The organism is Pseudomonas sp. SP16.1, assembly GCF_052682975.1.
Genome location: NZ_JBQYFZ010000001.1, coordinates 3,344,275 through 3,368,155 on the forward strand (window position 1 = coordinate 3,344,275; position 23,881 = coordinate 3,368,155).

22 protein-coding genes and 1 pseudogene are annotated in these 23,881 nt (G+C 66.5%); 9 read left to right on the top strand and 14 right to left on the bottom strand.

Annotated features, from left to right (window positions below; genetic code table 11):
* Positions 1–95: 95 nt before the first annotated feature.
* From yejK to ACUTAF_RS16000, 3 genes are read left to right on the top strand one after another with little or no spacing between them, the layout of a single operon-like run.
* Complete coding sequence (gene yejK / locus ACUTAF_RS15990; RefSeq protein WP_445580883.1) at positions 96–1,103, top strand: nucleoid-associated protein YejK; 1,008 nt, start codon at positions 96–98, stop codon at positions 1,101–1,103.
* A gap of 1 nt (position 1,104) precedes the next feature.
* Entirely contained in the window at positions 1,105–1,950 is an 846-nt protein-coding gene (locus tag ACUTAF_RS15995; RefSeq protein ID WP_445580884.1) for a polyphosphate kinase 2 family protein, read from the top strand.
* Positions 1,947–2,267 carry a glutaredoxin family protein gene (locus tag ACUTAF_RS16000; protein ID WP_445580885.1) on the top strand — a complete coding sequence of 107 codons (321 nt, stop codon included), beginning with the start codon at positions 1,947–1,949 and terminating at the stop codon, positions 2,265–2,267. The genes ACUTAF_RS15995 and ACUTAF_RS16000 overlap by 4 nt, the downstream gene beginning before the upstream one ends.
* A gap of 19 nt (positions 2,268–2,286) precedes the next feature.
* Here the strand turns inward: ACUTAF_RS16000 and ACUTAF_RS16005 are convergent, their stop codons facing one another.
* The 4 genes from ACUTAF_RS16005 to ACUTAF_RS16020 all read right to left on the bottom strand — a co-directional run bounded on the left by ACUTAF_RS16005 (position 2,287) and on the right by ACUTAF_RS16020 (position 4,863).
* Positions 2,287–3,222, bottom strand: a complete 936-nt coding sequence (locus tag ACUTAF_RS16005; RefSeq protein WP_445580886.1) for a glutathione S-transferase family protein — start codon at positions 3,220–3,222, stop codon at positions 2,287–2,289.
* A 64-nt stretch (positions 3,223–3,286) separates the two neighbouring features.
* Positions 3,287–3,568 (bottom strand): GIY-YIG nuclease family protein, encoded by a 282-nt coding sequence (locus tag ACUTAF_RS16010; RefSeq protein WP_445580887.1) that lies wholly within the window; start codon positions 3,566–3,568, stop codon positions 3,287–3,289.
* On the bottom strand, positions 3,565–4,263 hold the full coding sequence (gene pcsA, locus ACUTAF_RS16015; RefSeq protein ID WP_445582461.1) for a phosphatidylcholine synthase: 699 nt from the start codon (positions 4,261–4,263) through the stop codon (positions 3,565–3,567). Before pcsA ends, ACUTAF_RS16010 begins: the two co-directional genes overlap by 4 nt.
* A gap of 117 nt (positions 4,264–4,380) precedes the next feature.
* A complete protein-coding gene (locus ACUTAF_RS16020) occupies positions 4,381–4,863 on the bottom strand; it encodes a nuclear transport factor 2 family protein (RefSeq protein ID WP_445580888.1) in 483 nt (160 codons plus the stop codon).
* 198 nt (positions 4,864–5,061) lie between these two features.
* Here ACUTAF_RS16020 and ACUTAF_RS16025 point away from each other — a divergent pair, with 198 nt between their 5' ends.
* Entirely contained in the window at positions 5,062–6,027 is a 966-nt protein-coding gene (locus ACUTAF_RS16025) for a GlxA family transcriptional regulator (protein WP_445580889.1), read from the top strand.
* 14 nt (positions 6,028–6,041) lie between these two features.
* Here ACUTAF_RS16025 and ACUTAF_RS16030 read toward each other — a convergent pair.
* The 5 genes and pseudogenes from ACUTAF_RS16030 to ACUTAF_RS16050 all read right to left on the bottom strand — a co-directional run bounded on the left by ACUTAF_RS16030 (position 6,042) and on the right by ACUTAF_RS16050 (position 11,669).
* Positions 6,042–7,239, bottom strand: a pseudogene (locus tag ACUTAF_RS16030) (IS481 family transposase).
* A 234-nt stretch (positions 7,240–7,473) separates the two neighbouring features.
* Positions 7,474–8,238 (bottom strand): amino acid ABC transporter ATP-binding protein, encoded by a 765-nt coding sequence (locus ACUTAF_RS16035; RefSeq protein WP_445580890.1) that lies wholly within the window; start codon positions 8,236–8,238, stop codon positions 7,474–7,476.
* Positions 8,239–8,247: 9 nt separating this feature from the next.
* Positions 8,248–9,345, bottom strand: coding sequence for an amino acid ABC transporter permease (locus tag ACUTAF_RS16040; RefSeq protein WP_445580891.1), 1,098 nt, complete (start codon positions 9,343–9,345; stop codon positions 8,248–8,250).
* 10 nt (positions 9,346–9,355) lie between these two features.
* The gene (locus tag ACUTAF_RS16045) at positions 9,356–10,540 is read right to left on the bottom strand and encodes an amino acid ABC transporter permease (RefSeq protein WP_445580892.1); all 1,185 of its coding nucleotides are present in this window, start codon (positions 10,538–10,540) and stop codon (positions 9,356–9,358) included.
* A 100-nt stretch (positions 10,541–10,640) separates the two neighbouring features.
* A complete protein-coding gene (locus ACUTAF_RS16050; RefSeq protein WP_445580893.1) occupies positions 10,641–11,669 on the bottom strand; it encodes an amino acid ABC transporter substrate-binding protein in 1,029 nt (342 codons plus the stop codon).
* A 475-nt stretch (positions 11,670–12,144) separates the two neighbouring features.
* On the opposite strand from ACUTAF_RS16050, the gene ACUTAF_RS16055 reads away from it, so the two are divergent.
* The 5 genes from ACUTAF_RS16055 to rhlB all read left to right on the top strand — a co-directional run bounded on the left by ACUTAF_RS16055 (position 12,145) and on the right by rhlB (position 18,838).
* Entirely contained in the window at positions 12,145–12,804 is a 660-nt protein-coding gene (locus tag ACUTAF_RS16055) for an alpha/beta hydrolase (RefSeq protein ID WP_445580894.1), read from the top strand.
* 113 nt (positions 12,805–12,917) lie between these two features.
* A complete protein-coding gene (locus ACUTAF_RS16060) occupies positions 12,918–14,819 on the top strand; it encodes an acyl-CoA synthetase (RefSeq protein ID WP_445580895.1) in 1,902 nt (633 codons plus the stop codon).
* 191 nt (positions 14,820–15,010) lie between these two features.
* Positions 15,011–15,949, top strand: a complete 939-nt coding sequence (locus ACUTAF_RS16065) for a GGDEF domain-containing protein (protein ID WP_445580896.1) — start codon at positions 15,011–15,013, stop codon at positions 15,947–15,949.
* Positions 15,950–16,110: 161 nt separating this feature from the next.
* The gene (locus tag ACUTAF_RS16070) at positions 16,111–17,274 is read left to right on the top strand and encodes a dipeptidase (RefSeq protein WP_445580897.1); all 1,164 of its coding nucleotides are present in this window, start codon (positions 16,111–16,113) and stop codon (positions 17,272–17,274) included.
* Positions 17,275–17,383: 109 nt separating this feature from the next.
* Positions 17,384–18,838, top strand: a complete 1,455-nt coding sequence (gene rhlB, locus ACUTAF_RS16075) for an ATP-dependent RNA helicase RhlB (protein ID WP_445580898.1) — start codon at positions 17,384–17,386, stop codon at positions 18,836–18,838.
* A 148-nt stretch (positions 18,839–18,986) separates the two neighbouring features.
* Here rhlB and ACUTAF_RS16080 read toward each other — a convergent pair whose 3' ends face one another.
* The 5 genes from ACUTAF_RS16080 to ACUTAF_RS16100 all read right to left on the bottom strand — a co-directional run bounded on the left by ACUTAF_RS16080 (position 18,987) and on the right by ACUTAF_RS16100 (position 23,878).
* The gene (locus tag ACUTAF_RS16080; RefSeq protein ID WP_445580899.1) at positions 18,987–19,967 is read right to left on the bottom strand and encodes a LysR family transcriptional regulator; all 981 of its coding nucleotides are present in this window, start codon (positions 19,965–19,967) and stop codon (positions 18,987–18,989) included.
* 150 nt (positions 19,968–20,117) lie between these two features.
* Positions 20,118–21,569 (bottom strand): diaminopimelate decarboxylase, encoded by a 1,452-nt coding sequence (gene lysA, locus ACUTAF_RS16085; protein WP_445580900.1) that lies wholly within the window; start codon positions 21,567–21,569, stop codon positions 20,118–20,120.
* Positions 21,570–21,651: 82 nt separating this feature from the next.
* A complete protein-coding gene (locus tag ACUTAF_RS16090) occupies positions 21,652–22,416 on the bottom strand; it encodes an ATP-binding cassette domain-containing protein (protein WP_445580901.1) in 765 nt (254 codons plus the stop codon).
* Positions 22,413–23,156 (bottom strand): ABC transporter permease, encoded by a 744-nt coding sequence (locus ACUTAF_RS16095; protein ID WP_445580902.1) that lies wholly within the window; start codon positions 23,154–23,156, stop codon positions 22,413–22,415. Before ACUTAF_RS16095 ends, ACUTAF_RS16090 begins: the two co-directional genes overlap by 4 nt.
* Positions 23,153–23,878 carry an ABC transporter permease gene (locus ACUTAF_RS16100; protein ID WP_445580903.1) on the bottom strand — a complete coding sequence of 242 codons (726 nt, stop codon included), beginning with the start codon at positions 23,876–23,878 and terminating at the stop codon, positions 23,153–23,155. The genes ACUTAF_RS16095 and ACUTAF_RS16100 overlap by 4 nt, the downstream gene beginning before the upstream one ends.
* Between the last annotated feature and the right edge of the window lie 3 nt (positions 23,879–23,881).

Genomic DNA, 23,881 nt, shown 5'->3' on the forward strand with positions numbered 1-23,881 from the left:
TAGACTTTGCGCATGCCGCACGCCGCGCGGGGAGAGCCCCTGCTCGCCCGGCGGCGCTGCACTTCCCATCGCGAACCCGTCAAAGACCGAGCCCCATGCCGATCCGCCACTGCATCGTCCACCTGATCGACAAGAAACCCGACGGCAGCCCCGCCGTACTGCACGCCCGCGACAGCGAGCTGGCCGCTTCGCCCGCCATGGAAAACCTGCTGGCCGATCTCAACGAGAGTTACAACGCCAAGCAGGGCAAGGCCTGGGGCCTGTTCCACGAGGAATCCGGCGCCTACCCCTTCAGCGGCTGGCTCAAGGCCTACCTGGACGGCGAGCAGGACTTCACCGCCTTCAGCCGCCAGGCCGTGGAGCAACTGCAGAAACTGATGGAGGAATCCAACCTGTCCACCGGCGGCCACGTGCTGCTGGCCCACTACCAGCAGGGCATGACCGACTACCTGGCCATCGCCCTGCTGCACCACAGCGAAGGCGTGGCGGTGACCGAGGCGCTGGACGTTACCCCGGCCAAGCACCTGGATCTGGGCCAGCTGCACCTGGCGGCACGGATCAACATCAGCGAGTGGCAGAACAACAAGCAGTCCAAGCAGTACATTTCCTTCATCAAGGGCAAGAACGGCAAGAAGGTCTCGGATTACTTCCGCGACTTCATCGGCTGCCAGGAAGGCGTCGACGGACCGGGCGAGACACGCACCCTGCTCAAGGCCTTCAGCGACTACGTGGAAAGCGAGGACCTGCCGGAGGAGCAGGCGCGCGAGAAGACCAAGACCCTGGTCGGCTACGCCACCAGCCAGGCCAAAATGGGCGAGCCCATCACCTTGGAGGAGCTTTCCGGGCTGATCGACGAGGAGCGCCCCAAGGCCTTCTATGAGCACATCCGCAACAAGGACTACGGCATGGCCCCGGAATTTCCGGCGGACAAGCGCACCTTGAGCCAGTTCCAGCGCTTCACCGGCCGCGCCGAAGGCCTGTCGATCAGCTTCGAGGCGCACCTCTTGGGCTCGAAGATCGAGTACGACGAAGGGCGCGACATGCTGATCATCCGCCAGCTGCCGACCCAGCTGAAGGATCAGCTCAAGCGCCGTCAGGACTGAGATGGACGCGCGCCTGGCGGACGAGCTGCTCGACGCCTGCCTGTGCCGGCCGCAGGCGCCGCTGGCGGGCGATCCGGCACGTTCCTTCGGCCTCGAGAAGGCCGAGGCCAAGGCGCGTCTGGAGCAGCTCAAACCCTGGCTGCGGGAACAGCAGACGCGTCTCTGGGCCAATCGTCGCCATGCCCTGCTACTGGTGCTGCAGGGGCCGGACTGCAGCGGCAAGGACGGCGTGATCCGCCGCGTACTCGGCGCATGCAACCCGCTGGGCCTGGCCGTACACAGCTTCCAGGCGCCGAACGCGGTCGAACGCGGCCGGCACTTTCTCGAGCGCTATCGCCAGCAGCTGCCGGTGCCCGGGACCATTGGTATATTCAACCGCAGCCAGTACGAGGCGCTGATCAGCGATCCGCTGGACGGCCTGTGCGCCGAGGATGAGTTGCCGGCACGCCTGGCCGAGGTGCGGGCCTTCGAACAGGGGCTGGCGACGCAGGGCATCCGCGTGCTCAAGTGCTACCTGCAGATCGACAAGAACGAGCAGTTCCGGCGCTTGGCGCAGCGCCTGGAGCAACCGCACAAGCGCTGGAAACTCAAGGCCAGCGACCTGCAGGCGCACCGCCAGTTCGACGAGCGCCAGCGGCGCTGGAGCGCGCTGCTCGCCGCCAGCCACGACGCCGCCGCGCCCTGGTACGTGATCCCGGCGCACAAACGCTGGTTGCGCGACCTGCTGGTCGCCAGCCTGCTGGCCCGCGAACTGGAACAACTCCAGTTGCAGTGGCCGGATCGCCCGGCGCCCTTTACCCTGGCGCAATTGCAAGCCGCCACCACGCACAAGGATGCGCCGTCATGAAGAAGATCCTACTGATCCTCGCCGCCCTGGCCCTGTGGCAGAACTGGGACAGGCTCGAGCGCTGGCTCAAGCCGCCGCAGGCCGGCACCACCAGCGGCGAGATCGTGCTCTACGCCACCAGTTGGTGCGGCTACTGCGCCAAGACCCGCGAGCTGTTCGCCGAGGACGGCGTCGCCTACCGCGAGGTGGACATCGACAAGGACGACGCCGGCCGTGCGCGCTACCAGGCCCTGGGCGGGCGCGGCGTGCCGCTGATCGACATGCGCGGACGGATCATCCACGGCTACGACCAGCGCGCCATTCGCGCCGCCTACTGAGCGGTTGGCGCAGAGGCGCTCAGCGCGCCTCGATACGAAAGCCCAGGCGCGGGAAGTGCACGTGCACCACGCCGGCACGCTCGTCCTCGCGGCGCAGGATCAGTTCCTCGCGCCCTGCGAAGACCAGCTCACCTTCCACCGGATCGACGCCATAGTCGACCGCCGCGATGCTCACCGGCTGACCGGCCTGGAAACCGTTGGGCTCGACGAACGCCTCGTCCGGCAGCGGCGCCGGCGTCGCCTCGCGAGCCACGGCGATGGCCTGCTCGCTGCTCATCTCGCTGAACGAGCCGTGGCCGAAACCCAGCACTCGACCGAGCCAGGCGGCCACGTCCGGGTAGTCGTCGACCAGCGGCGCGGTCACCGGGGTGCCACGCAGGAACCACAGGCAGTGCGCCACGGCGAAATCGGCCAGCGACGGCTCGCCGAACAGGAAATCGCCGGCCTCGCGCTGCAACTGCTGCTGCAGGCGCCCCATCAGCACCGGCCAGTTGTGCTTGGCCTGCTCCAGCGGCAGGCGGCTGGCGCTGCCGCCGGAGAACAGCGCGCTGCGGTCGGCGATGAAGGCCTGCTGCGCCGCAGGCGGTAGCTGGCCCATGCGCACGGCGATGGACTGCGGCTGGAACACCAGGGCCACGGCATGCTGGAACAGCACCGAGTCGGCCCATTGCGCCAGCAGGCTGGCATTGAACTCCTGGCCTTCCGGCAGCAGCGCCGGGGTGGCCTTCTCCGCCTCCAGACGGCGGGCGATCAGCGCCGTGTCGCAGTAGATGTCGGCGCCTACCTGCAGTACCGGGGTCTTGCGATAGCCACCGGTCAGCGCGGTCAGGTCGGGCTTGGGCATGATCCGCGGGATCTCCACCGAGCGCCAGGAGAGCTGCTTGAAGCCCAGCATCAGGCGGGCCTTCTCGGCAAAGGGCGAGGCGTCGTAGTGGTGCAGGATCAGTTCGTGCATGGTGTGCTCCGTCTCGGGATCGAAGGACCCAGCTTAACCGCACTCCCACCGCGCGCCCACCGCCTCAGGCTGATGGCGCGGCATCATTGGCCAGAATGAGCCCTTCCTTGGCCGCCTTGCTCAGGCGCTTGATCGCCCGCTCGCGGCGCAGCGCCTCGCCCTTGCCGGCGCAGGCCTCGACGTAGGCCAGCGCCCGCGCCGGGCTGGTATGGAAGAAACGCGCGCCCTTGCCCGCCTGGTGCTGGGCGAAGCGCCGCTGCGGGTCGTCGCTGATGCCGCAATAGAGGGCGCCGTTGGCGGCGCGCACTAGGTAGACGAACCAGGCTTTCTCGACTGCTGCGTTCATCCGCGCCGGGGCCGCCATTCCCGCGCGCTGCGCCACAGGCAGACGCCGACGAAATAGGTCGAGGCCAGCAGCCACGCACCCAGCAGCCAGGTCTGGTTGAGCGGATACTGCAGGATCAGCAGGGCGCTGGCGAGCATCCACAGGCAGGTGACGGCGATGTTCAGCGGCATGAACTGACGCACGCGGAACGGGTGCAGGAACTTCATCTTGGTCAGGGTCAGGCCGGCCAGCAGGACGATGGTGCCCAGGGCCAGCCAGGGATGGAAGTCGAGGATGTAGAAATACAGCACCACCACGTTCCACGCCGCCGGGAAGCCGACGAAGTAGTTGTCCTGGCTCTTCATGTTGAGGTTGCAGAAGCAGAACAGCGACGACACCAGGATCAGCCCCACGGCGAACAGGGCGGTGAAGTCGGGCAGCGGGATGAAGCGATAGAGGAAGATCGCCGGGATGAACACATAGGTGAGGTAGTCGATCACCAGGTCCAGGGTCGAGCCGTCGAAATGCGGCAGCACGCCCTTGACGTCATAGCGCCGCGCCAGCGAGCCGTCGAGGCCGTCGACCAGCAATGCCAGGCCGAGCCACAGCAGGCACTGCTTGGGCTGGCTGTCGAGCACCGCGATCAGGGCCAACAGGGCCAGGATCACGCCGCTGGCGGTAACGGCGTGAACGCCCCAGGCCTTCGCCTGTTTCATGGCTACGAGCAATTCGGTCACGGCAGGTCTCGACTGGCAGTGGCAGGGACACCGGCGCCCCTATCGGTAATTGAAGGCTAAGACCGGCAAGCGTACCACTGCGTTCAGTCACCCGCCTCAGCCGGCAGCGCTGCGCCCCTGGCGGAACTGCGCCAGGCCCAGGCCCGCCTGCCGGCGGATCGCGGCCTGCACCGGCGCCGCCCAGCCCAGCAGCAGGCCCTTGGCGCCGAGCGCCTGGCCTGCCCAGCGCCACAGGTCGAACTGGTCACGGTGCTCGACTATCAGCCCGCCCTCGAACAGGAAGCGCGCCTGGATGCGATTGACCACCTGGCGTCCGCTGGCGCTGAAGCGGTAGCGGGCAATCCATTGCGCGCTGCCCTGGCGCTCGTCGGCCTGCACATGATCGAAGGTCAGGGAGAATTCCTCGGCGCGGCTGCACAGCATGCGCCACATGTCGCCGGCCTCGGTGCCGCGCAGATCGGTGAATACCGGATCGGAAAAGCGCACGTCATCGGCGTAGCAGGCGGCCATGGCCTCGGCATCCAGGCGCTGGAAGGCGCTATAGAAGCGCTGGATCAGTTCGGCGTTGGGGTGGTTCATATGCGCTCCTGGGGGCTACATGCCCGTAGGGTGCGCTGCGCGCACCAACGAACGACGGGTTTGGTCTGCAGTGCGCACGGCCTAGACGGCCCCGCGACACCCTACGCGGCGTAGTCTGCTCCCGCTTCCTTGCAGCGACCATTGGCGACAACGCCAACTTTGTGGCAATAATCGCCAACCTTGGCCAAGGCCGCCGCCATGCTGCGCATCGCTCTCTACGTCTGTCCGCAAACCGTCTGCTCCAGCCTGAGCATGGCGCAGGACGCCTTCGGCCTGGCCAATCGTCTGAGCCCGACACCGCGGTTTCGGCTGCAGCGTTTCAGCCTGGACGGCGCGCCGGTGCAGCTGGACTTCGCGCGGATCGCGGTGGACGGCGGCCTGCAACTGGCCGAGCGCGCCGACCTGCTGATCCTGCCGGCTACCGGCAGCGCTGTGGAGCAGACCCTGGCGGCCAATGCCGCACTGCTGCCCTGGCTGGCGCAGCCTCGCCGACAACAACTGGCCAGTCTGTGCAGCAGCGCCTTTCTGCTGGCCGCCGCCAGCCTGCTCGACGGCCGCCGCGCCACTACCCACTGGGCGCTGGCCGAGGCCTTCACCCGGCGTTTCCCCCGGGTGAAGCTGCAGGCCGAGCAACTGCTGACCGAGGACGGCCGTCTGTTCTGCTCCGGCGGCGCCCAGGCCGGACTGGACCTGTGCCTGCACCTGATCGCCCTTCATGGCGGCGACTGGCTCGCGCAGCAGGTGGCCAGCGCCCTGGTGGTGGAACGTCAGCGCGGCCTGCAGAGCCGTTTCGCCCCGCTGCTGCCGGACGGCTGCGCGGACGCGGCGCTGGCGCCACTGCTGCGGTGGCTACGCGAGCACCATGCCGAGCCCATCGATCTCAGCCGCCTGGCCCAGCTGGCGCACTGTTCACCGCGCACCCTGCTGCGCCGCTTCAAGGCCGCCACCGGACTGACGCCCAATGACTATCTGCAGCGCCTGCGTATCGCCAATGCGCAACAGGCGCTGAGCCGCTCCAGTGATTCGCTGGAGCGGATCGCCGCCTCTGTCGGCTACGCCGACCGCGCCACCTTCGCCAAGCTGTTCAAGCAGCTGTGCAGCGAGACGCCAGGGGCCTTTCGCAAGCGTATGCAGAGCAGCGGAGCCGCGCCGCCGGCCACGTAGGGTGCGCTGTGTGTTCAGCCGGGGGACATGGTAAACACCTGTCGGGAGACATGGGTAACAGGTTGATGATCATGTTGCCCGTTGCCTCAGGTCTATCTGACGTAGCGCTTTGCGGATGAAAACCACATCGTAGACGCCATCTTCGGCGGTGGGGCGGATGGCGACCCTCTCCCCGTACAAACCGCCGCTGACGAAGACGTTGAGTCCTTTGAAATACACCTGCCCGGTCCGACGTACTTTCACCACGTGATCTCCCGGTTCGTACTCGATTGTTGGCAGTTGTTCCGGGTAGCTACGTGGGCTGGGCCGATAGCGTTCTATGGGCGGCCGTTGGTCCAGCGCTTCGTGCGGACGGTAGTGGTTGTATTCGTCTCGCCACCGGTTCATCGCCCGCTGACAGTGCTGCAAGTCGCTGAACGAGCGATGCAGCACTTCACGTTTCAGTGTCTGGTGGAAGCGCTCCAGCTTGCCCTGAGTCTGCGGGTGATGAGGCCGGCTATGGCTGACCTCGATCCCCAAGCGCATCAGCCAAACCTCCAGCGTGGATAGTCCACCGGCGATATTCGAGCCCCAGGGCGGTCCGTTGTCGGCGGTTATGCGCAGCGGCAAGCCGTATTGGCGAAAGACATCGATCAGATGCGGTTTGACCAGCTCCAGCCGCTCTCCCTCGCAGGCTTGCAGGCAGAGAGAAAAGCGCGAGTGGTCGTCCAACAGTGTCAGGGGATGACAGCGAGACGAACGGCGATCGTTGAGGGGAAGGTGACCCTTGAAGTCGATCTGCCAGAGGTCGTTCGGGTTTGGATGCTCGAAACGGTGGCTAGCCGGCGGTTGCGTCTGTTCGTTGTGGTAGAGGACGCGACAATCGTGGCGCTTGAGGATCGCATCGATCGTGCTGTGATGGGGCGGAGCAATATCCGCAGCCAGCAACAAGCTTCGCAGCTTGCGAGCCCCCCAGTAGGGGTAGCGGTGATGCAATTGCACCACCGTTTGCTCCAACGTCGGATCGCTGCGCCCTGGGCTGCTCAAGGGACGTCGGGAGCGATCCTGCAAACCGGCATCGCCGTGCTCACGGTACCGAGCCAGCCATTTGTACCCCGTCCTGGGACTGATGCCATAGCGCCGACAAAGCTCCCGCACATTACTTTCGGGCTGCCCCGCCAGCAGAACAAACTCACGTTTTATCGACATAGTGCTGCGCTCCGGCCACGGCATCACTCGATCTCCCGATTCGATGAACGCCGTAAGCCTAAATGCGTTACCTATGTCTCCCGACACCCGTTACCTATGTCCCCCGGCTGAACACTGTGCGCACCAACCTGGGGGGGCGCTGGGCATCTGAGAGGACTATGAGTTCGCGGTGCGCACGGCGCACCCTCGTCCATAAGGCCCATCCGAGGGCGCACGAAAAAGGGAGCCGAAGGCTCCCTTTTTCGTGACGGACCGGCCTCAGTGCAGGATCTGGCTGAGGAACAGCTTGGTGCGCTCGTTCTGCGGGTTGGTGAAGAAGGTGTTGGGCTCGGCCTGTTCGACGATCTCGCCCTTGTCCATGAAGATCACCCGGTTCGCCACGGTGCGGGCGAAGCCCATCTCGTGGGTCACGCAGAGCATGGTCATGCCGTCCTCGGCCAGGCCGATCATGGTGTCGAGCACCTCCTTGACCATCTCCGGGTCGAGTGCCGAGGTCGGCTCGTCGAACAGCATGATCTTCGGCTTCATGCACAGCGCGCGGGCGATCGCCACGCGCTGCTGCTGACCACCGGAGAGCTGCCCCGGGTACTTGCCGGCCTGCTCGGGGATACGCACGCGCTCGAGAAAGTGCATGGCGATCTCCTCGGCCTGGCGCTTGGGCATCTTGCGTACCCACATCGGCGCCAGGGTGCAGTTCTGCAGCACGGTCAGGTGCGGGAACAGGTTGAAGTGCTGGAACACCATGCCCACTTCGCGGCGGATCGCCTCGATGTGCTTGAGGTCGCTGGTCAGTTCGGTACCGTCGACGACGATGCGTCCCTGCTGATGTTCTTCCAGGCGGTTGAGGCAACGGATGGTGGTGGACTTGCCCGAGCCGGACGGCCCGCACAGGACGATGCGCTCGCCCTGCTGGACGCTGAGGTTGATGTCCTTGAGCACGTGGAACTGGCCGTACCACTTGTGCACGCCTTGCATGAGGATCATCGGCTCGGCGCTGGACGAATTTTTGGCTGCTTCACTCATGACTCACTCCTAACGCTTGTGGCCGGTATCCAGCTTCCTCTCCAGATGCAGGGAGTAGCGGGACATGCCGAAACAGAAAACCCAGAAAATCAGCGCGGCGAACACGTAGCCCTCGGTGGCCATCCCCAGCCAGGCCGGGTCGGTGGTCGCCTGCTTGATGCTGTTGAGCAGGTCGAACAGGCCGATGATGATCACCAGGCTGGTGTCCTTGAACAGCGCGATGAAGGTATTGACGATGCCGGGGATCACCAGCTTCAGCGCCTGCGGCAGGATCACCAGGCCCATCATCCGCCAGTAGCCCAGGCCCATGGCCGCGGCCGCCTCGTACTGGCCCTTGGGAATGGCCTGCAGGCCACCGCGCACCACCTCGGCGATGTAGGCGGACTGGAACAGGATCACCCCGATCAGCGCGCGCATCAGCTTGTCGAAATGCATGCCTTCGGGCAGGAACAGCGGCAGCATCACCGAGGACATGAACAGCACGGTGATCAGCGGCACGCCGCGCCAGAACTCGATGAAGGTGACGCAGATGACCTTGATCGCCGGCAGGTCCGAACGCCGCCCCAGCGCCAGCAGGATGCCCAGCGGCAGCGCACCGCTGATGCCGACCGCGGCGATCACCAGGGTCAGCATCAGGCCGCCCCACTGGCTGGTGGAGACCACGCTGAGGCCGAGCACGCCGCCGTGCAGCAGGCACCAGGCGATGATCGGGTAGATCACCAGGAAGGCCAGGCCGTAGAACGCCTTGCGCGGCATCTGCGGCACGAACAGCGGTGCCGCGCCGATGATCGCCAGCCACAGGGTGGTATCGACCCGCCAACGCAGCTCGCTCGGGTAGAAACCGTACATGAACTGGCCGAAACGCTGCTGGATGAAAACCCAGCAGGCGCCCTCGCCGGTGCAGTCGGCACGGGTGGTCCCGGTCCAGCTGGCATCGATGAAGGCCCATTGCACCAGCGGCGGCACGATCAGCCAGATCAGATAGACGGCGAACAGGGTCAGCAGGGTGTTGAACCAGTTGGAGAACAGGTTGGCCTTGAGCCAGCCGAGCACGCCCACACTCAGCAGCGGAGGCGGCAGGTCGGGTTTGAATACATGGTTTTGCATACGCCGCTCCTTACCGCTCGATCAGCGCAATGCGCTTGTTGTACCAGTTCATCAGCAGGGAAATGCTGATGCTGATCGCCAGGTACACGCTCATGGTGATGGCGATCACCTCGATGGCCTGGCCGGTCTGGTTGAGCACCGTACCGGCGAACAGCGAGACCATGTCCGGATAGCCGATGCCCGCCGCCAGCGAGGAGTTCTTCGCCAGGTTGAGGTATTGGCTGGTCAGCGGCGGGATGATCACACGCAGGGCCTGCGGGATGATCACCAGGCGCAGGGTGATCGCGGGACGCAGGCCCAGCGAGCGCGCCGCCTCGGTCTGGCCATGGCTGACCGCCATGATCCCGGAGCGCACGTTCTCGGCGATGAAGGCCGCGGTGTAGATGGTCAGCGCCAGGGTCAGGGCCATCAGCTCGGGGATCATCACCCAGCCGCCGCGGAAGTTGAATCCGGTGAGCGCGGGCACGCTCCACTGCAACGGATTGCCGCCGATCGCCACGGCCAGCCCGGGGATCACGATGATCATCGCCAGCGAGGCCCAGAAGGCGTGGAACACCTTGCCGGTCGCCTCGCGCCGCGCCTTGGCCCAGCGGCCGAGCACGACGATGGCGGCGATGGTCGCCAGCAGCACCAGGACGAAGGGCCAGAAGCTCTCCGACGGGCTCGGCGCCGGCAGGTACAGGCCGCGGCTGTTGAGGAAGAAGGTGTCGCCGATTCCCAGGCTCTGTCGCGGCCCGGGCAGGGCGAGGAATACCGCGAAGTACCAGAAGAGAATCTGCAGCAGCGGCGGAATGTTGCGGAAGATCTCGATGTAGACGGTGGCCAGCTTGCTGATAAGCCAGTTCGGCGACAGCCGCGCGACCCCCAGGATGAAACCGAGGAGCGTGGCCAGCACGATACCGATGACCGATACCAGCAGGGTGTTGAGCAGGCCGATGAGGAACACCCGTCCGTAGGTGTCGCTCTCGGAATAATCGATCAGGTGTTGGGCGATGCCGAATCCGGCACTGTTACCCAGGAAGGTGAAGCCGGAGATGATCCCGCGCTTCTCGAGGTTGGCCTGGGTGTTCTGGAACAGGAACCAGCCGAGCGCCACGACGGCGACCACGGCGACGATCTGGAATAGCCACGCGCGCACCTGCGGATCGGTGAGTAACGATCCTCGCGGGCGCGGGGCATTAGCAGTAGTTTGCATAACGGCCCTCTTGGAAACCCCATACCCGAGCAGGCACGGGTATGGGTTTCACGTAATCAGGAACGACCGGCGCGCCTCGCTGGCGCGCCGGTACAGACGATCAACGCACCGGCGGTGCGTATTGCAGACCACCTTTGTTCCACAGGGCATTGAGACCACGCTCGATCTTCAGCTCGCTGCCGGCACCGACGTTGCGGTCGAAGGCTTCGCCGTAGTTACCCACTTGCTTGACGATCTGCACCGCCCAGTCCTTCGGCAGCTTCAGATCCTTGCCGAACTCACCTTCGGCGCCGAGCAGACGAGCGACGTCCGGGTTCTTGGTGGTCTTGGCCATTTCTTCGACGTTGGCCGAAGTCACGCCCAGTTCCTCGGCGTTGAGCATGGCGAACAGGCTCCAGCGCACGATGTCGAACCACTCCTCGTCACCCTGGCGCACGGACGGCCCCAGCGGTTCCTTGGAGATGACTTCCGGCAGCACCACGTAGTCGTCCGGGCTGGCCAGCTTGATGCGCTGCGCGTACAGCTGCGACTGGTCGGAGGTCAGCACGTCGCAACGGCCGGCTTCCACCGACTTGGCGCTCTCGTCGGAGGTATCGTAGGTAATGGGGGTGTACTTCATGCCGTTGGCACGGAAGTAGTCGGAGAGGTTCAGTTCGGTGGTGGTACCGGCCTGGATGCACACGGTGGCGCCGTCCAGTTCCTTGGCGCTGGAAACGCCCAGCTTCTTGTTCACCAGGAAGCCCTGGCCATCGTAGTAGGTCACGCCGGTGAAGTTCAGGCCCAGGGCCGCATCGCGCGAGCTGGTCCAGGTAGTGTTGCGCGAGAGGATGTCGACCTCGCCGGACTGCAGCGCGGTGAAGCGCTCCTTGGCGGTCAGCGGACTGTACTTGACCTTGCTTGCATCGCCGAACACCGCAGCCGCTACGGCGCGGCAGACGTCGACGTCCAGCCCCAGGTAATTGCCTTTCTCGTCGGCGTAGGAGAAGCCCGGCAGACCATCGCTGATCCCGCACTGCACGAAGCCCTTCTTCTGCACCGCATCCAGGGTGGCGCCCGCCTGTGCGAAGCCGCTGACACCGAGTACAGCCGCGGTGGTCAGCACGGCCAGGGTGGATTTCACCATCTTCATCAAAACCTCCAGTTGCTCTTGTTGTGTTGGAGTCTCGGTCCTGCTTCCCCACCCTTATGAGGCACGCGATCCGCTGGCAGCAACGGTATCGACGGGAAGATCGGACCTCAGGCGTGAGTCTAGTCGGCATTACCCTCTGCTGGCCAACTGCCCTCGCCCTGCCCATTGGTCGAACGGGCCAGAGACGGATCGTCACCCGCCGGGGCAAAGATTCACACCGGCGAATTGATAAGGAACCCTAGCAGCAGATTCCTGCCTGTTGAGCATGCGGCGATGGCACAGTGTTACCGTTGCCGCACGCGTCGTCAGTTGGGGTCAGCCATAGCAAGGCCCGTACCAGCATCATGCAAAATGCAGGATACGGAAGGGTCAAGAGCAAAAGTTGCGCCCGTGCGACAAGTTATTCACAGATTAGCCAAGCCTCGAAAAGGGTGCCGCCCCAATTCGAAGCGGGCGCACCACACTGGAGCTACCAATGACCGCACCCATGATCCTGCACCCCCCGCAAGCCGCCGATGCCAGCGTAATCTGGCTGCACGGCCTGGGCGCCGACCGCTACGATTTCCTCCCGGTCGCCGAAGCCCTGCAGGAAAACCTGCCCACCACCCGCTTCGTCCTGCCGCAGGCGCCGACCCGGCCGGTGACCATCAATGGCGGCTGGAGCATGCCGAGCTGGTACGACATTCTCGCCATGAGCCCGGCGCGCGCGATCGACCGCGACCAGCTGGAGGAATCGGCGCAGCAGGTCATCGCGCTGATCGAGGCCGAGCGCGAAAGCGGCATCGCACCGAATCGCATCGTCCTGGCCGGCTTCTCCCAGGGCGGCGCGGTGGTGCTGCATACCGCCTTCCTGCGCCATGCCGAGGCGCTCGGCGGGGTGCTGGCGCTGTCGACCTATGCCCCGACCTTCGGCGACGACATGCGGCTGACGGATACAAAAAGACAACTGCCGGTGCTCTGTTTGCATGGCAGATTCGACGACGTGGTGACGCCCGCCATGGGTCGCGCCGCATTCGAGCGCCTGCACGCCTGCGGGGTGCCGGTGCAATGGCGCGACTACCCGATGGCCCACGAAGTGCTGCCGGAGGAGATTCGCGATATCGCCGCCTGGTTGAGCCAACGGTTCGCCGACTGATCGGTAGGGTGCGCCGTGCGCACCAACGGTTCTCGGCGTCACCGCGATTCGATGGCCCGGCTTCACGCCAAACAAGCTGCAGATACCCTCTGACCTAACGGAGAGCTACACGCATGACGACAGCGCCCCTGATTCGCACCCTGCAGGACATCGAGCAGATCGAGAGCACGCCGCTGGCCGAACGTGATCTGCCGCCCAGCAGCTACGAGCTGATCCGTCGCAGCGCGGCCGCCCAGCCGGACGCGCCGGCGCTGTCCTTCATCCTCCAGGGCGACGGTGAGGAACAGCCGCTGCGCCTGAGCTATGCCGAGCTGCTGGGCAAGATCACCCAGACCGCCAACGCCTTCCACCGCCTGGGCCTGCGCCCGGGCAAGGCGGTGTCCTTTCTCTTGCCCAACCTGCCGCAGACCCACTTCACCATCTGGGGTGGCGAAGCGGCCGGGATCGTCAACGCGATCAATCCGCTGCTCGAGCCCGAACATATCGCCGAGCTGATCCACGCCTCCGACTCCGAACTGCTGGTGACCCTGGCGCCCTTTCCCGGCACCGACCTGTGGAGCAAGGTCGAGGCCCTGCGCGGCCGCCTGCCGGGCCTCAAGGCGGTGCTCTGCGTGGACCTGGCCAACCTGCTGCCCGAGCCCCAGCGCAGCGCGCTCAGGGCCCAGCGCGGGCCGCTGCCGGACGGTGTGCTGGACTTCGACGAGAGCATCGCCGCCTGCCCGGGCGACCACCTGGAAAGCGGGCGCGTCATCCAGTCGAACGACATCGCCAGCTACTTCCATACCGGCGGCACCACCGGCACGCCCAAGCTGGCGCCGCACAGCCATGGCAACGAGGTGGCGATGGCCTACAGCATGAACCTGGTGACCCGCTTCGGCCCCGGCGACGTGACCCTGTGCGGCCTGCCGCTGTTTCACGTCAACGGCGTGATCGTCACCGGCCTGACTGCCTTCGCCGGTGGCGCCGAGGTGCTGCTGGCCACCCCGCAGGGTTACCGCAACCCCAAGCTGATCGGCAATTTCTGGAAGATCATCGAGCGCCACCGGGTCAGCTTCTTCAGCGGCGTGCCGACCATCTACGCTGGCCTGCTGCAGGTGCCCAGCGCGGGCCATGACCTGAGCTCGCTGAAATACGCCCTGTGCGGCGCCGCGCCCATGCCGGTGGAGCTGATCCGCCAGTTCGAGGCCAAGACCGGCCTCACCCTGATCGAAGGCTACGGCCTCACCGAGGGCACTTGCGGCAGCTGCGCCAACCCGCCGGCCGGCGAGCGCCGCCCCGGCTCCATCGGCCTGCGCATGCCCTACTGCGAAGTGAGCATCAAGCTGCTCGACGAACAGGGACGGTACCTGCGGGATGCCGCACCGGATGAGATAGGCAACCTGTGCATCCGCGGCGCCACGGTATTCAAGGGCTACCTGCAAACGAGCAAGAACGCCGGCATCTGGGTCGACGGTGACTGGTTCAACACCGGCGACCTGGGTCGCATGGATGGCGAGGGCTATATCTGGCTGACCGGCCGCAGCAAGGACCTGATCATCCGCGGCGGCCACAACATCGACCCGCAGCTGATCGAGGAGGCGCTGCACAAGCACCCGGCCGTGGCCCTGGCCTCCGCAGTCGGCAAGCCCGACGAGAAGGCCGGCGAATTGCCGGTGGTCTACGTCCAGCTCAAGCCCGGCGCGAAGGCCAGCGAGGCCGAGCTGCTGGCGCACGCCGCGTCGCATATACCCGAGCGCGCCGCGGTGCCCAAGGACGCCTGGATCATCGACGCCATCCCGGTGACCGCGGTGGGCAAGACGTTCAAGCCGGCGCTGCGCTTCGACGCCATCGCCCGCGCCTACCAGGCGGCGCTGGCCGAACTGGATGCGGCGATTCGCGTCGAGGTGCTCGGCGACGACCGGGCGGGTCAACTCGCCCACGTCCACCTGCCGCGCCGCGACGCTGCGCTGGCCGATGCCGTGGCCCAGCGCCTGGCCGGCTTCGCCGTCGGCCACCATATCCATGCGCCTGACTGAAGATACCGCGCACGGATGCGCGCCGTTCGACAGCTTGGCCCTCGCCCATAACCGCCGGTCGGCCGAACTTTGGCCGAGCATTGCCAGGCGCACGCCCCGGGAATAATGTCGAGGCGCTGTTCGCGAAAACGACAAGGAGTGTTTGCGATGCCATCCGGCCTCGATGCCCCGCCAGCGCCGGCCAAGCTGCAATGAAGCTGGCGCACTGGCAGGCAGACCTGCAGCAACTCGGCAAACTGCGGCTGTTCCACAAGGTCGCCACCAGCAGCCTCGTCCAGTTGCTGCAGGAATTCCGCGCCTGCGAACTGGAGGCCGGCGAAGTCCTGCTCTCCCCCTTCAACCGCAACCAGCACCTCTACCTGCTGATCGCGGGCCGGCTGCGCGTGTACCTCGGCTCGCTGGACAACCAGCCGGTCAGCACCCTGGAAGTCGGCGATTGCGCCGGCGAAATCAGCTTCATCGACAACGAGCATCCCAGTGCCTACGTGGTCGCCGAACGGCCCTCCACCGTGCTGCGCCTGCATCGCGAGTCGCTGATCGCGCTGTTCCGGCAATCCCCGCAGCTGATGCAGAACCTGCTGGAACTGCTCTGCGCCCGGGTCCGCCAGGGCAACAGGCTGATCCTCGACAGCGAACAGAACGCCAATGTTGACACCCTCACCGGCAGTTTCAACCGCCGCTGGCTGGAGCACGTGTTCGAGCGCGAGAGCACGCGCTGCGCCTTCAATGAGCAGCCGCTGTCGCTGCTGATGCTGGACGTCGATCACTTCAAGGCCTACAACGACCAGCACGGCCACCTGGCCGGCGACTATGCGCTGTGCCTGGTCGCCCATACCCTGCGCAATCAGCTGCGGCCGAAGGACAGCCTGGTGCGTTTCGGCGGCGAGGAATTCGTCGTCCTCCTGCCGGAGATCGCCGACCAGGAGGCGCGCGGTATCGGCGAGCGGTTGCGCCGCAGCCTGGAGCAGATCGGCGCCTTCTACTCGCCGGTCGGCGTGCTGCCGGGGGTGACCATCTCCCTCGGCCTCGCACAGATGCGCCACCAGGACAGCCTGCAAAGCCTGATCGCCCGCGCCGACGCCGCGCTGTACCAGGCCAAGCAGCAGGGCCGCAACTGCCTCTACGGCTAGCCAGACCCTGTCGCAGGAGCCGGCCAAACCGGATGCCATGAGGAGATTGCCGCCCCAGGTTTTCCCGGCCCGTCTGCAGGCCAGGCGGTCAGGCCTGGTGCGCACCGCGCACCCTGGGGTAGGGTGCCGCACATAACAACACGCCTGGATGGCCACCCTTTATGCGCAAACTGCTGATCGCCCTGCTCCTGCTCGCTCCGCTTTCCGCCCTCGCCTTCTTCGGCCTGCCCCAGGTGCTCGATGCGCAGCTGAACAGCGTCGCCTCGCCGCCGCCCTATCCGGCCAGCGCCAGCGCGCAGCGACTGCACCGGGGGCTGTTCGTCGCCGACCTGCACGACGACGCCCTGCTCTGGGAACGCGACCTGCTCAAGCGTTACGACTATGGCCACTCCGACCTGCCGCGCATGCTCGAAGGGCGTCTCGGCCTGCAGGTGTTCTCCACCGTGACCAAGACTCCACGCGGACTGAACATGGAGCGCAACGCGGCCGACAGCGATAACATCACCCTGCTGGCCATGGCCCAGCGCTGGCCGCGCGCGACCTGGAACAGCCTGCTGCAGCGCGCGCTGTACCAGGCCGGCAAGCTGCGCGAGGCCGCCGCCGGCAGCGACGGGCGCCTGGTGCTGATCCGCAACCGGGGCGAGCTGCAGGCCTTTATCCAGGCCTGGAACCAAGACCCGCAGCGGCTCGCCGCCCTGCTCGCCACCGAGGGCCTGCAACCCATCGAGGGCCGGCTGGAGAACGTCGATGCGCTGTACGACGCCGGTTTTCGCATCGCCGGCCTGACCCACTTCTTCGACAACGAGGTGGGCGGTTCGGCCCACGGCCTGGACAAGGGCGGACTGACCCCGCTGGGCCGCCAGGTGATCGCCCGTCTGGAAGAGAAATCCATGCTGGTGGACCTGGCCCACGCCTCGCGGGCGCTGATCGACGACGTGCTGGCCATGGCCACGCGCCCGGTGCTGGTGTCGCACACCGGCGTCGAAGGCACCTGCCCCGGCACGCGCAACCTCAGCGACAGACATATGAAGGCCATCGCCGCCAGCGGCGGGGTGATCGGCATCGGTTACTGGAGCACCGCGGTGTGCGACACCTCGGTGGCGGCCATAGTCAAAGCCATCCGCTACAGCGTCGATCTGGTCGGCGTCGAGCATGTGGCCCTGGGCTCGGACTTCAACGGCACCGTGCACACGCCGTTCGACGTCACCGGCCTGGCCCAGCTCACCGAAGGCCTGCAGGGCGCCGGCTTCTCCGCCGAGGAGATCGCCGCGATCATGGGCGGCAATGTCCAGCGCCTGCTGCTGGCCAGCCTGCCACGCGAATGAGCGATAGGCCACGCGCCTCTTGACAGGGAGCCCGCGAAGCACTTCGCCACGCCCGCGTCTTGCATTACACTGGCGGGCGTTCACTCCTTAACCAATCGATGAGAAGCCCGTGCTCAAAGCACTCAAGAAAATGTTCGGCAAGGCCGAAGGCGACCTGCCCCAACCGGCCACCGCGCCCGTAGCGCCCGCCCAGCCCCAGGCCGGCGATCAGGAAAAAACCAGTCGCAAGCCCAAGCCTGCGCGCCAGCCGGAGGCCGCTGCCGCCAGTGCGGCGACCAGCGAGGAACGTCCCGCCCGTCCGGCCAAGAGCGACAAGCCGCGCCGCGAGCGCCCGGCCAAGCCGGTGGACACCTGGAAGCTGGAAGACTTCGTGGTCGAGCCGATGGAGGGCAAGACCCGCTTCCACGACTTCAGGCTCGCCCCCGAGCTGATGCATGCCATTCATGATCTGGGTTTCCCCTACTGCACGCCGATCCAGGCCGGCGTGCTGGGCTACACCCTCAAGGGCCAGGACGCCATCGGCCGCGCCCAGACCGGCACCGGCAAGACCGCGGCCTTCCTGATCTCGATCATCACCCAGCTGCTGCAGACCCCGCCGCCGAAGGAACGCTACATGGGCGAGCCGCGCGCGCTGATCATCGCACCGACCCGCGAACTGGTGGTGCAGATCGCCAAGGACGCGGCAGCCCTGACCAAATACACCGGCCTCAACGTCATGCAGTTCGTCGGCGGCATGGACTTCGACAAGCAGCTCAAGCAGCTCGAATCGCGCTTCTGCGACATCCTCGTCGCCACCCCGGGCCGCCTGCTGGACTTCAACCAGCGCGGCGAGGTGCACCTGGACATGGTCGAGGTGATGGTCCTCGACGAAGCCGACCGCATGCTCGACATGGGCTTCATCCCGCAGGTGCGCCAGATCATCCGCCAGACGCCGATGAAGGGCGAGCGCCAGACCCTGCTGTTCTCCGCTACCTTCACCGAAGACGTGATGAACCTGGCCAAGCAGTGGACGGTCAACCCGGCCATCGTCGAGATCGAGCCGGAGAACGTCGCCAGCGATACCGTCGAGCAGCACGTCTACGCCGTCGCCTCGAGCGACAAGTACAAGCTGCTCTACAACCTGGTGACGCAGAACGCCTGGGACCGGGTGATGGTCTTCGCCAACCGCAAGGACGAGGTGCGCCGCATCGAGGAGCGCCTGACCCGCGACGGCGTCAGCGCCGCGCAGATGTCCGGCGACGTGCCGCAGCACAAGCGCATCAAGGTGCTCGAGGGTTTCCGCGCCGGTCATATCCGCGTGCTGGTGGCCACCGACGTGGCCGGCCGTGGCATCCACGTCGACGCCATCAGCCACGTGATCAACTTCACCCTGCCGGAGGACCCGGACGACTATGTGCACCGCATCGGCCGCACCGGCCGCGCCGGCAGCAGCGGCACCTCGATCAGCTTCGCCGGCGAGGACGACGCCTTCGCCCTGCCGCCGATCGAGGAACTGATCGGCCGCAAGATCCAATGCGAGATGCCGCCGGACGAGCTGCTCAAGCCGGTGCCGCGCAGGCACTGAGGCGACGACGGAAAAGGCGAAGCCCAGGGGCTTCGCTTTTTTCGTTGAACTTCGTGCTGCATCCGCCTATCGGCGCTGCGCCTGAGGTTGGCCGTAGGGTGCGCCGTGCGCACCGGTCGTTGCGAGGCATTGGTGCGCGCGGCGCACCCTACCTGAAATAGCGCGCCCGCACCGAGGCCACCGTGGCCTCGCGCAACAGGCCGATGAACAGCTGCTCCACATCCGTCAGCAGCTGGTTCTCCGGGGTGACCAGGTACACCTCGTTGACCGGCAGCACGTCGTAGGGCGGCAACTGGAACAGCTGCTTCTGCGCCACATAGGGCTTGGCCCCCTCCACGGTGAGCGCGCCGAAGCCGAGGCCGGCGAGGATCAGCCGGCGCACCTCCTCCTCGTTCGGCGACACCGCCACCAGGCGCCCCCAGAACTGCTGCTCGGTGCGCACCGAGTTGACCGCGCTGAGCCCCTCGCCGGGCTGGTCGCTCTCGAAGGAGACATAGGCCAGCCCGCGCATATCTGCCGCCGTCAGCCCCTCGCGGCCGAACAGCGGGTGGCGCGGGCCGCAGTAGAAGGCCATCTGTTCGTAGCCGAGCAGGTCGAAGTGCAGGCCGGTCTGCGCGGTCTTCTTGTTGCTGATGCCGATGTGCAGGCTGCCGCGCGCCACCGCGTCGACTATGTCGGCGCTGGGCTGGGAGCTGAGGCTGATCAGCACGTTGGGATAAAGGCGATGGAACTCGCTCAGGCTGTCGTCGAAGGGCTGGCAGCTGACGTGGCTGGCCACCTGGATGTGCAGCTCGCCGAGCACCGCGCCGGCCTCGCCAGCATACTGCTCGGCCATCTTGCCGATGATGCTGCCGGCCGAGGAGATGTACTCGTAGACCCGCAAGCCCTGCTCGGTCAGGGAGAACATGCCCTTCTTGCGCTGGATCAGGCGCATGCCCAAGTGTTCTTCCAGGCGCTTGAGGGCATTGCTGACGCTGGGCTGGCTGAGCGACAGCTTGCGCGCGGCGCCGGTGATGCTGCTTTCCTCGACGATGACCAGAAAGGTGTACAGCAGGTTCCAGTCCAGGTTGCGCAACAGGCGCTCGCGGGGCGACAGCATGATCGAGAGTTCTCCCAGGCAGGCCGTCATCCCGGCCACTCCGGGGGCAACAGTGCACCGCCCAGGCGCCCTGGCGCAAGGCCATAAGGCCATCGAACCTCGCAGGGTGCGCCGCGTGCGCCGGCAATCCGCGACCGACGCTGGTGCGCACGGTGCCCCCTACCGCCCTCGGCGCACCGCTCAATCCAGATCATGGGCCAGCAGGTCACGGTACTCGCCGCGGCGGCGGATCAGCCGGCTGCCCTGCTGCAGATCCACCAGCACCGCGGCGGCGGACTGGCGACCGCAGTACTGACTCATCATCTCCAGGGCATAGGCGCCGACATCGAGCAGGGCGATCACGTCGCCCAGGGCGGTGGCCGCCGGCAGTTCGCGCAGGTTGGGCTGGTGCACCAGAACCCGCTCCAACACCGCGCGGTGCTCGGCCAGCTTGGGTTCTTCGGCGATCAGGTCGGCCACCGCGCCCTCGCCCTCGATGTCGTAGTAGGTGTCGCTGCTGTCGCATAGCGGCCCGGCCATACGGCACAGGTGGGTGTCGCGGTCCTCCGCGCGGGAGGCGTTGAGCATATGGAAGTACCAGCCGTTGTACAGGTCGAACAGCACGCTGTAGCCGGCGTCCAGGTAGAACACCGGGCGGCCCTGGCGCTGCTTGTGCGCCTCGATGCGGGTGAGCAGGATGGCCGCGTCGCTGACCATGCTGCGCCCCGGCTCGACGATCAGCTCGATCTGCTCACCCAGGGCCTGTGACACCGGTTTGATCAGCTGCTCGGCGAGCTGGGCGAAGTCCACCTGGGTGCGGTAGTTGGAGCGGTAGTGCGGCGCCACGCTGTCGAAGTTGGCCTCGGCGCTGCTGTAGTTCTTCGGGAAGCCGCCGCCCAGGTTCAGATGCTCCAGCGGATAGGGCAGGCGCTCGGCCACCTGGCGCACGTAGTCGATCAGAAACTGCGCCTCGGCCTGGTACACCGCGATATCGGTGATCTGGGTGCCGATATGGGCATGCACCCCGACCAGTTTCAGCGCCTCGGGCTGGGCCAGGATCAGTTCGATGGCCTGGCTCTGCTCGGCGGCGGTCATGCCGAACTTGGACGCCGAGGTGCCGGTCTGCCAGCCAGCGGCGGCGCCGCCCTGGATCTCCGGGATGATGCGCAGGCTGACCCGCGCCTGGCGGCCCAGCTCGGTCGCCACGGCGAGGATGCGCGTCAGCTCCGACAGCGAGTCGACATTGATCGCCTTGATCCCGGCGCCTATCACCTCGCGCAGTTCATGCACCTGCTTGGCCACGCCGTTGAACACCATCTGCGCCGGGGCGAAGCCGGCGATCTGCGCCTTGTAGAACTCGCCGCCGGAGTTGACCTCCAGATCCAGGCCACAGTCCTTGAAGACCTTGAGCACCGCCAGGTTGGCGCAGGCCTTGCTGGCGAAGCAGACCCGGGTGTTGGCGTGCACCCGGCGGAAGTTGCCCAGGATATCCCAGGCGTTTTCCCGCAGCCGGCTTTCCGAGTAGACGAACAGCGGCGAGCCATGGCGCTCGACCAGCTCGACGGCGTCCACCCCGTCGATCAGCAGGCGGTTGTGGGCGCTGTCGAGGTGCTGCGGTCTTTTCCAGGGATATAGGGAGACGACGTCGGTCATGGCGATCACTCACTCATACAAGGCAGTAGAAAAAGTTTCTTCGGGGCGCCCTGCGGCGCACCGGATAGCCGGCTTCGCCGGCTTATTGGGTCGCCAACAGGCGCCGCAGGTTGTCCGACTGCGGGGCGCTGAACAGCTGCTCGGGGCTGCCCTGCTCCTCGATGCGGCCCTGGTGCAGATACACCACCTGGGTCGACACCTCGCGGGCGAAGCGCATCTCGTGGGTGACCATGATCATGGTGCGGCCCTCCTCGGCCAGCTCGCGGATGACCTTGAGCACCTCGCCCACCAGCTCCGGGTCCAGGGCCGACGTGGGCTCGTCGAACAGCATCACCTCCGGGTCCATGGCCAGGGCGCGGGCGATGGCCACCCGCTGCTTCTGCCCGCCGGACAGGCAGTCGGGGTACATCTGGCATTTCTCCAGCATGCCGACCCGGGCCAGCAGCTTGCGGGCCTGGGCCTCCACATCGGTGCGGTTGCGCCCCAGCACCAGGCAGGGGCCGAGCATCACGTTCTCCAGCACGGTCATGTGCGACCACAGGTTGAACGACTGGAAGACCATGGCCAGACGCGAGCGCACCCGCTCGATCTGCCGCTGGCAGCGCCGCGAACGGCCACCATGGCGATTGGGGGTCAGTTCCAGCTCCTCACCCTGTACCCGCAGGCGCCCGCTGTCGGGGAACTCCAGGAGATTCAGGCAGCGCAGCAGGGTGCTCTTGCCCGAGCCGCTGGAGCCGATGATGCTGATCACATCGTGCTTCTGGGCGGTCAGCGAGACGCCCTTGAGCACCTCGATACCGGCGAAGGTCTTGTACAGGTCCTGCACCTGCAAGGCGGCGTTGCTCATGGGGACACTCCGGCGGATACCCGCTTGGCGGCGGGCGCAGTGAGGGTGGCGGGCGCCTGGCGCAGGCGCTGGTGACGGGTCAGGTAGCGCTCCAGGCAACGCCAGAACCAGACGAAGGCGCTGGTCATCAGCAGGTAGAGCACGGCGGCCCAGAGGTACACCGACAGGTCGAAGGTCTGCGAGAAGATGCGCCGGGTCTGGCCCATCACGTCGAACAGGGTGATCACGCTGACCACCGCGCTGCCCTTGAGCAGCAGGATGATCTCGTTGCCCAGGGCCGGAAAGGCGATGCGGTAGGCATTGGGCAGGATCACCTTGCGGTACCGGTCGAAGCGCGACAGGCCCATGGCCACGGCGGCCTCGACCTGGCCGTGGGGCACCGCACGCAGGCCGCCGCGGAGGATCTCCACCTGGTAGGCGGTGGAATTCAGCACGAAGGTCAGCAGCGCGCAGTAGTAGGGGTCGCGGAAGAACCACCAAAGCCCCAGCTGATTGAGCTCGGCGCGGAACTGCCCCGAGCCGTAGTACACCAGAAACAGCTGGGCCAGCAGCGGCGTGCCACGGAAGAACGAGACGAACAGGCGGATCGACCAGCGCAGCAGCGCACAGTCGCTGCAGCGGGCGATCGCCAGGGGCAGCGCCAGGGCACAGGCCAGCAGCGCGGCGATGGCGGTGAGCTGCAGGGTCAGGCCGGCGCCGGAGAGCAGCTGGGCGGAGAAACGCGTAAGGATATCCATCATGCCGCGGCCCCTCCCATGCGCTGGCCGCGATTGGCGCGACGCTCCATACGGCCCAGCAGGTATTCGCAGAGCAGGCACACCAGCCAGTAGGCCAGGCACACCACGAGGAAGAACAGAAAGGGCTTCTTGGTCGCTCCCACGGCGATATTGGCCATGCGCATAAGATCGCTCAGGGCGATCACCGAGACTAGGGCGGTGTCCTTGAGCAGGTTGATCCACAGGTTGCCCAGGCCCGGCAGGGCCAGGCGCAGCAGCTGCGGCAGCTCGATCACGCGGAAGATGGTCAGGCGGCGCAGGCCCATGGCCTCGCCTGCCTCGCGCTGGCCGCCATCCAGAGCCTGCCAGGCGCCGCGCCAGACCTCGCTGGAATAGGCGGCGAAGACCAGCGCCAGGGCCAGCACCCCGGCGACGAAGGGGCTCAGCTCGAGATGGCCGGCCGCCGGATCGTGCCAGTGCAGCAAGGCATTCAGCCCCATGCCCACGCCGTGGTAGATGATGAACAGGGTGAGCAGCTCGGGCAGGCCGCGCAGCGTGGTGCTGAAGGCCAGCGCCAGGCTGCGCGCCGCGCGCCCGCCGAACAGCGCCAGGGCCGCCACCGCCAGGCCCAGCAGCAGGCCCAGCGGCAGGGTGGCCAGGGCCAGGGCCAGGGTCACCCCCAGGCCCTGGAGCAATTCATCGCCCCAGCCGGCGTCGCCGAAGCTCAGGTAGGTGAGCCAGTCCATAAC